The organism is Ursidibacter arcticus, from assembly GCF_009761375.1.
GTDB classification, from domain to species: Bacteria; Pseudomonadota; Gammaproteobacteria; order Enterobacterales; family Pasteurellaceae; genus Ursidibacter; species Ursidibacter arcticus.
This window is the reverse complement of sequence record NZ_LEKM01000057.1, coordinates 1-3,041: the sequence shown is the minus strand read 5'-3', so window position 1 is coordinate 3,041 and position 3,041 is coordinate 1. Positions and strand designations below refer to the sequence as shown.

At 37.6% G+C, this 3,041-nt stretch carries 5 protein-coding genes; all 5 read left to right on the top strand.

Annotation, left to right across the window (positions count from 1 at the left end; all coding sequences use genetic code 11):
* A partial coding sequence (mltG, locus tag A1D25_RS01730) for an endolytic transglycosylase MltG (RefSeq protein ID WP_157394001.1) occupies positions 1 to 862 on the top strand: 862 nt, incomplete at its 5' end.
* On the top strand, positions 862 to 1,488 hold the full coding sequence (gene tmk / locus A1D25_RS01725) for a dTMP kinase (RefSeq protein WP_157394000.1): 627 nt from the start codon (positions 862 to 864) through the stop codon (positions 1,486 to 1,488). The genes mltG and tmk, both read left to right, overlap by 1 nt.
* Before the next feature lie 54 nt (positions 1,489 to 1,542).
* On the top strand, positions 1,543 to 1,827 hold the full coding sequence (locus tag A1D25_RS01720; RefSeq protein ID WP_157393999.1) for a BrnT family toxin: 285 nt from the start codon (positions 1,543 to 1,545) through the stop codon (positions 1,825 to 1,827).
* Positions 1,824 to 2,039, top strand: coding sequence for a BrnA antitoxin family protein (locus A1D25_RS01715; protein ID WP_240327082.1), 216 nt, complete (start codon positions 1,824 to 1,826; stop codon positions 2,037 to 2,039). Before A1D25_RS01720 ends, A1D25_RS01715 begins: the two co-directional genes overlap by 4 nt.
* An 8-nt stretch (positions 2,040 to 2,047) precedes the next feature.
* A complete protein-coding gene (locus A1D25_RS01710; protein WP_157393998.1) occupies positions 2,048 to 3,034 on the top strand; it encodes a DNA polymerase III subunit delta' in 987 nt (328 codons plus the stop codon).
* Positions 3,035 to 3,041: the final 7 nt, after the last annotated feature.

Here is a 3,041-nt window from a genome sequence, read left to right as displayed (position 1 = left end):
CCATTCTTTAGGAATAATTAGTGAGAATGAAGCCACGTTATTGCCTTATATTGTGCGATTACACCCTGAATTTAGTCGTTTTAAAGCAGGGGTTTATGCGATTGACAATATTCAAAATCTTGGGGAGCTATTAGCACATTTTAATAGTGGTAAGGAAGTCCAGCTCTCTTTACAGTTTATTGAAGGAAAAACTTTTAAGGTATGGCGTGAGCAGCTATCAAAAGCGAAATTTCTAAATCAAACGTTAGCGGATAAATCTGAAACAGAAATTGCCACATTGTTGGGAATTAAGCACGAAAAATTAGAAGGTTGGTTATCACCTGATACTTATCGCTATGTGCCTTATTCAGACGATCTTGATGTGCTAAAACGTGCTTATCAAAAACAGCAAAAAGATTTAGAGCAGGCTTGGCAAAATAGAGCGGAAAACCTACCGCTTAAAACCCCTTATGAAATGTTAATTTTGGCATCTATTGTCGAAAAAGAAACAGGCATTGCCAAAGAGCGTCCACAAGTTGCTTCTGTCTTTATCAATCGGTTACGTAATGGCTGGAAATTGCAGACAGATCCAACGGTAATCTATGGAATGGGCGAGCGTTATGATGGTAATATTCGCAAAAAAGATTTAACCGAACCAACGGCTTATAATACTTATGTGATTGATGGCTTGCCTCCTACGCCGATTGCAATGCCGAGTATGGCTTCGCTAAAAGCGGTTTCACAGCCAGATAACACACCTTATTTTTATTTTGTTGCAGACGGAACGGGCGGACATAAATTCAGTCGAACCCTAGATGAACATAATCGAGCAGTGCGGGAATGGATTCAAATCGAAAAAAAGCAGAAAAGTGAGAAGAAATAATGAGCGGAAAATTTATTGTCATTGAAGGTTTAGAAGGTGCTGGAAAAAGTAACGCAGTACGAGTTGTTGCAGATGTTTTAGCCACTCATCAGATTCCTGTTATTCATACTCGTGAACCAGGTGGCACTCCAATAGCAGAAGCCTTGCGTGATTTATGGAAACAAGGCTTAAATGGCGAGGTTACAACAGATAAAGCCGAAGCCTTGATGATTTTTGCCGCTCGAACACAATTAGTTGAAACCGTTATTCAGCCTGCGTTAGCACAAGGAAAATGGGTGATTGGTGATCGTCATAATATGTCGAGTCAAGCTTATCAAGGTGGTGGACGCAATCTTGCTGAATTGGTGGATAAAATTGGCGAAGTTATTTTAGGTGAGTTTGAGCCTGATTTAACGATTTACTTAGATCTTGACCCTGCTATCGGGCTAGAACGAGCAAAAGGGCGTGGTGCTTTAGACCGTATTGAACAACAGCATATCGACTTTTTCCACCGTACTCGTGAACGCTACTTAGCTTTAACCCAAAATAATCCTAAAGCTGTGGTTATCAATGCTGAACAGTCTATCGAAAAAGTATCCAGTGATATTCAACAAGCGGTCGAAAACTTCTTAAAATTTGCAAAATAATAAAGCAATATGTTACATTTTGTACATATTTAGTATTTACAGAATGGTGAAAAAATGTTCTTTATAGAAGGCTTTGAGTGGGATAGTCACAAAGCAGATCTTAATGAAAAGAAGTATAATATTACTTTTAACGAAGCAATGAGTGTATTTTATGATGACGATGCATTGCTTATTCCTGATCCTGAACACTCTTTTCAAGAACAACGATTTTTATTACTTGGACGCAGTAAATTCAGCAATATACTGGTAGTTGTTCATTGTGAAAGAGATAGTAACATTCGTATAATTTCAGCAAGAAGAGCTACCAAAAGAGAAGCAGCACAATATAGGGGGCAATGATGAAAGAAGAATATGATTTTTCCAAAGGCGTAAAAAATCCTTACTCAACAGCATTAAAAACAAAGAAAGTTGTAACTATTCGTATTGAAGATGAAACGATTGATTACTTTAAAAAACTTTCCAATGAAGTTAATTTACCTTATCAAACATTGATTAACCTATATTTAAAAGATTGCGTGGAACAACAGCGTAAACTCCATATTAGTTGGTAATATCATTAATGAACCTTTATCCTTGGCATTCTCAGATTTATCAGCAACTCACTCATTCTTTTCTCAATGGGCGTGGACATCACGCTTTGTTGTTTAAAACGGAAGCTGGGCTGGGTACAGAACTACTTATTCGTCAATTTGCCCATTGGCTATTTTGTCAAGAAAAACAACTGGCCGAACCTTGTGGTCAATGCAAAACCTGTGCTTTATGGCAAAGTGGCAATCACCCTGACTATCATTTAGTTGAATCAATAGACGGTAAAGATATTGGTGTTGATCAAATTCGAGAATTAACCACAAAGTTACAACAGTTTTCTCAGCAAGGTGGTAACTCAGTGATTTATATTGCTGGAGCAAATCGTTTGACAGAGGCTGCCTCAAATGCGTTACTCAAAACGCTGGAAGAGCCAAATGAGGAAATCTATTTTCTGCTTGAAGCACCATTGCAATCGGCGATGTTAGCGACAATCCAAAGCCGTTGCCAAACGTGGTTAGTTCATACCCCAGATGTTGAACAAGCGTATCAATGGTTACGACCACAATTCCCTGAATACCAAGTTACAGAGTTGGAAATAGCTTTACGCATTTGTCATAATCGCCCATTAATTTGCAAAAAATTCTTAGAATCAGACCGCTTACAAGAACGTAAAACATTCTTACAGACATTTTGGAAGTTTTATAAAAGTGGAGATGTTTGGCTATTATTTCAGGCATTTTCTAGTGAAATAGAAAGACAACTTGAACAGTTGGAATGGCTAGATTCATTTTTTACCGATGCTCTCAAAGCCAAATTGGATATTGCAACAGGTTGGGTAAACCCTGATTTACAGGCGGGGATTATCCCTTTTAGCCAAACATTATCTGCACAAAAATTATTGAAAGGGCATTATATTATTCAACAAACGCAACGTGATTTAGTGGAAGTGAATGCAGTAAATTCTGAATTGATGCTGGTTAATTGTTTAACTAAATTAGCAGTAGAAGTGTTCAATTAGATAATAA